3 protein-coding genes are annotated in these 5,691 nt (G+C 31.4%); all 3 read left to right on the top strand.

All coding sequences use genetic code 11. The features are described from left to right. Positions 1-420 precede the first annotated feature (420 nt). The 3 genes from B5F09_RS14120 to B5F09_RS14110 all read left to right on the top strand — a co-directional run bounded on the left by B5F09_RS14120 (position 421) and on the right by B5F09_RS14110 (position 5,243). Entirely contained in the window at positions 421-3,396 is a 2,976-nt protein-coding gene (locus B5F09_RS14120; RefSeq protein ID WP_087374973.1) for a type I restriction endonuclease subunit R, read from the top strand. Positions 3,397-3,457: 61 nt separating this feature from the next. Continuing rightward, positions 3,458-4,384, top strand: a complete 927-nt coding sequence (locus B5F09_RS14115) for a site-specific integrase (RefSeq protein ID WP_087374972.1) — start codon at positions 3,458-3,460, stop codon at positions 4,382-4,384. 286 nt (positions 4,385-4,670) lie between these two features. Beyond that, the gene (locus B5F09_RS14110) at positions 4,671-5,243 is read left to right on the top strand and encodes a sugar O-acetyltransferase (protein WP_087374971.1); all 573 of its coding nucleotides are present in this window, start codon (positions 4,671-4,673) and stop codon (positions 5,241-5,243) included. Positions 5,244-5,691 lie beyond the last annotated feature (448 nt).

The raw sequence follows: 5,691 nt of genomic DNA, 5'->3' as shown, positions 1-5,691 counted from the left end.
GTTTATAGTTATTCATGTTCAAGTACCTCCAACATATACCTATAAACAATTGGCCTATTATCAATTCTATGATTGATAATAGGCCGCACACTATCGTTGCAATGTCAATATTTTTCTTTGAAAAATGATAAAAAAGAGAGGGCATATTTGCAATATAACCCTCGATTGCCATTAAAATCTTAACTTAATGACATTGGTGTTTTCTATGTAAATATATTATTACGATTTATTAAAGTAATAGAATTGGAAGTTGAATTGGTTTTTGTTATTATAGATGGAACTATAATTGTAATGTTTTATTTAAAAATCAGATGTTTATATTTGAATATTTTTATATTTAAGATTAATAAGTAAAATAGATAATTTATTGGATATTTGTTTTTGTAAAAATCAGACTTAGTAACAAAGGAGATGATGATTATGCCAGAATTAGAAGCATTAATAGAACAAAAATTGATAGATCAACTGGTTTACGGAGAATCTCAGTGGACATACAGGAAGGATTTAAAAACAGAAGAAGATCTTTGGAAAAATTTTAAATATATTCTGGAACAAAACAATAAAGATAGATTGAATGGTGAAGGTCTTTCTGATGCTGAATTTGATCAGGTGAAAAACCAGTTACAGTTTTCTTCTTTTTATAAAGCTGGAGAATGGCTGGTTGGTGAAAATGGTAAAGTGATGGTTCATGTACAAAGGAATACAGAAAAGTTACATCTTGTGGTTATGAATCATGAGCATATTGCTGGAGGCAGCAGTGTGTATGAAGTTATCAATCAATATCGTGCTTTAGATACTGATGAAAGTAATATACCTGAACGAGATCGTCGTTTTGATGTTACCCTTATGATTAATGGTTTACCAATGATTCATATTGAACTTAAAAATAAACAACATTCTTATATGGATGGTTTCTGGCAAATTAAGAAATATATTGGTGAGGGAAAATTTACAGGAATCTTTTCTGCTGTTCAAATGTTTGTCATCAGTAATGGTGTTGATACAAAGTATTTTTCTGCAGCTAGTGATACCGAATTAAATCCTAAATTTATCAGCGGCTGGCTTGATCGTGATAATAATCCAGTATGTGATTATCTTGATTTTGCAAGATGTGTTCTTCGTATCCCGGAAGCTCATGAGATGATTGCTAGATATACTGTTCTTGATGAAGATTCTAAGAGATTGATTTTATTAAGACCATATCAAATACATGCAATAGAGGCCATCCGAGATGCATCTAAAGCAGGAAATTCAGGTTTTGTATGGCATACGACAGGTTCGGGTAAAACATTAACCTCATATAAAGCTACAAGAAATCTTTTGATGGATATTCCGTCGCTTGATAAAACAATTTTCTTGATTGATAGAAAAGATCTTGATACACAAACTACCCAGGCATTTCAGGCATATGCAAATAATGATTTAATTGACGTTGACGAAACAGGCAATGTAAATGATCTGAAAAATAAGTTAAAATCTAGTGATAGACAGGTGATTGTAACAACAATACAAAAGCTTCAAAGATTGATAACAAAACGTTTACGAGAAGATACACCCGAATATAAAAAAATAAAAAATTTAAAAATTGCATTTGTAGTGGATGAATGTCATAGAGCAGTTACTCCAGCTACTAAAAGAGAATTAGAAAGATTCTTTAGTAATTCTATGTGGTATGGATTTACTGGGACACCAAGATTTGCTGAAAATCCTTATCCGCTGTTGGGAGATTTACCTAGAACAACAGAAGAATTATATGGAAAACGTCTGCATAAATATACTATTCAAAATGCTATCCATGATAATGCTGTGCTTGGATTTCAAGTAGAACATAATGGACCAAAAAATATAGTAGATGAAAAAAATGTAGCTATATATGATAACGAAGCACATATGTTGAAAGTTTTGGATGTTATATTAAACAAGTCATATCATAAGCTTGGTTTTCAAAATGGAAAAGGAATGACGTATGAAGGAATTCTAACTACAAGTTCTATTCAGATGGCTCAAAAGTATTATGAACTGTTGAAAAAAGTAAAAAACGGAGAAACAGATCTTATTATTGATGAAAAAATTAAACAGGTCCTTCCAGATTTTCCTAAATTTGCTATTACTTATTCTGTATCAGAAAATGAAGCAGGCTCTACTGTAAATCAGGATAAGATGAAAGAATCACTGAATGACTATAATAAAATGTTTGGAACAAAATATGATATATCACAGATTCAAGGATATAACGCTAATTTAAATAAGCGTTTAGCTAGAAAAGATGCTAAATATAAAAGCAGAAGTGAACAGCTTGATTTAGTTATTGTAGTGGATAGGTTATTGACAGGATTTGATGCGCCTTGTATGTCTACAATATTCATCGATAGACAGCCAATGGGACCTCATGATCTGATTCAAGCATTTTCAAGAACTAATCGTATCTTTGATAAAAATAAAACTTATGGACAGATTGTAACGTTCCAGGCACCAGTACTTTTTAAAGAAACTGTTGATAATGCGGTAAAATTATATTCTGCTGGTGGAACAAAAGATGCACTAATGGCAGAATGGGATGAAATTGAACAGGCATTTAAAAAAGCACTAGCAGCTTTAAGAGTATCTGCAAGTAAACCTGAAGAGGTTGTGAATATGTCTATAAAAGAAAAAGAAGTGTTTGCCAAGATGTTCCAAAACTTTGATAGATTATTTGCTCAATTAAAGTCATTTACTTGCTACGATGATTCTATGTTGGAAGAATACGGAATAACTCAGGAGGAATATGATGATTATGCAGGACATTATTATAATGTAATGGCTGAGTTAAAAGAGTATGGACAAGACCCTGGTAAAGGAGATGATCCTACAAGTATTGTTATTGATTCAGATTATGAACTTATGGCATATAGTCATACTAAAATCGATTATGAATATATTATTAACTTAATTCAAAATATTGTTAATCAAGAAGATACTGGTGAAAAAATTACATTTGAAGTAAGACAAAAGAAAATTGATGAAGTAAAACAGTATATTGAAGAATTAAGAAATGATAATCCCAAAGTTGCAGATATCATGTCAAATGTAGTTTATGAAATTGAATTAGATGAAAATAAATATCGTGGACAGTCTATTTTGAATATTATTGAAAATACAAAACAGGAGTGTATTGAACAAGTAGTTGCTGATTTTTGTGATACTTGGTATGCATCAGAAGAAGAAGTGAAATATGCAGCTAGTCATTATAGAAATGGAGAGATTCCAAACGAAAGTGCAATTAAGGAAACAGCAAATTTTGCAAGCTACAAACAAGCTCAGGAAAAAGCTCTCCCAAAATTTAAATATTATTCTAAAATGATGGCAGAACTTAGAAAATTGATGGAAGAAGAAATAAAGCCGCTTATAATACGTTAAAAAATTAGTATAAGTTTCTTTGTCTATATCAGTGTGAGCAATTGAAAGATGGAGGTCGCTTATGTTAAACGATATAAACAAGGAAACTTTATTTTGTGAATACTATAAACAATGGATAGAAGTATATAAAAGAGGTGCCATTAGAGATGCTACGATGGCAAAATATTTAATGACATATAAATGGGTTGAAAAGCTGGTTCCAAAATTGAAGATAATGGATCTTAACAGGACTGCTTATCAACAACTTTTAAATGAATATGCAAAAGAACATGAAAGACAGACAACACTAGATTTTCATCATCAGCTAAAAGGAGCAATTCTAGATGCCATTGATGAGGGTTTGCTTAGTAGAGATCCTACAAGAAAAGCAATTATTAAAGGGAAAACGCCAAAGACAAAGAAGATTAAATTCTTAAATCAATTTGAGTTACATACATTGCTTGCAAATCTTGATTTAAAAGAAACTGTAAACTGGGATTGGTTTATTTTACTTGTAGCTAAAACGGGAATGCGTTTTTCAGAAGCATTGGCAATTACGCCTGATGATTTTGATTTTTCAAGGCAAATGTTATCTATCAGTAAAACATGGGATTATAAAGGAGCGGGTGGCTTTTTACCAACAAAGAATAAATCATCAGTAAGGAAAATACAGATTGACTGGCAAATTGTAGTTAAGTTTTCTGAACTCATTAAGACGTTGCCAAAAGATAAACCTATTTTTGTTGGTGAAAATAAAATATATAATTCGACAGTTAATGATGTTTTAACAAGGCATTGTAAAGAATGTGGCATTTCAATAATATCTATACACGGTTTAAGACATACACATGCTTCATTATTATTATTTGCAGGTGTATCGATTGCAAGTGTAGCAAGAAGATTAGGTCATGCTAGTATGACAACAACACAAAAAACATATTTACATATCATACAAGAACTTGAAAATAAAGATGTTGATCTCGTAATGAGAACATTATCTGGATTATAATTAATAAAATAGAAGATTGCTTGCACTGATATTATATAAGTAAAGATTAATTTTAGAGATATTAAAAATAAGTTATTTGATTGTAAATAATATAATTATATATTGATTTGAAAATATAAGCGAATGTTTGATTAAGCATTTATATATTAAGATAGCATAGCCTTGTAATAAAATGTTATTTTATAAGAATATGTTATAAATAGAGTTATAAAATTTGTAATATTAATAGCGGGATATCCAAGTGCTGATATTCCAATGGAATGGTTGAAAAAGGGGTTAAAAGATAATGACTGAAAAAGAAAAAATGAAACTGGCAATGTGGTATGATCCTAATAATGATACCCAACTAGTCAATGAGCGTCTTGAAGCACAGGATTTATGTTTTCAATTAAATCAGATTCGTCCTAAAGAGATTGAAAAACGTCTAGAAATTATTGAAAAAATTTTAGGAGAAAAACCAGAAGGATTAGAGTTATTAAGTCCGTTTACTTGCGATTATGGCATTAATATTAAGTTAGGCAAAAATGTTTTTATTAATGTTAATTGCTACTTCATGGATGGTGCTACAATAACGGTAGGTAATAATGTTTTTATTGGACCATCATGTGGTTTTTATACAGCTAATCATGCTATGGATTATTATAGTAGAAATCAGGGATTAGAACGAGCTTTACCAATAACAATTGGTGATAATTGCTGGTTTGGGGCTAACGTTACAGTTATGCCTGGTGTAAAGATTGGTAGCGGCTGTGTAATTGGAGCTGGAAGTGTTGTTACTAAAGATATTCCTGATAATTCTTTAGCCATCGGTGTACCAGCGCGTGTTATTAAAGAAATTGATCAAAGTAAAAGAATTTAGCTAGCTGCTAAATTCTTTTTATGTGTGCCGGGCATGGCATGAATTCAGTTGGGGACAAACCAACCACAGGTAGTTACCGCCAAGTGTAGTGAACCACAAGCCGTTGACAGTGATGTCATGGGTGGAGGAAGTGGTGTAGCGATTCTTTCGAGCGTACGAATAGAAACCTGATGAGGCTAAATGGTGGATAAGGTTGCATAACAAACCGAAGTCCGAAAGGTAAACGTAAAACCAAGACAGTAGATCAGGACGTTGTGAAAGAAATAGGATTCGTGAATTACCCCGGGAGGTCTTGTGGACGATGAATCCCAATATCTTTAAAATCAGTGATGGTAACATCGTATAAAAGTCAAGATAATTTGACCAATTTGTTGCAATTAAGTGTTCTCAGTTTTTTTAGGATTTAATTTATCTTTGATTCGATAAGATGGACCTGTGATATTAAATA

Source organism: Erysipelatoclostridium sp. An173, from assembly GCF_002160495.1.
Taxonomy (GTDB): Bacteria; Bacillota_I; Bacilli_A; order Erysipelotrichales; family Coprobacillaceae; genus Thomasclavelia; species Thomasclavelia merdavium.
The sequence above is the reverse complement of the archived record's forward strand: the minus strand, read 5'-3'. Positions and strand labels throughout refer to the sequence as shown.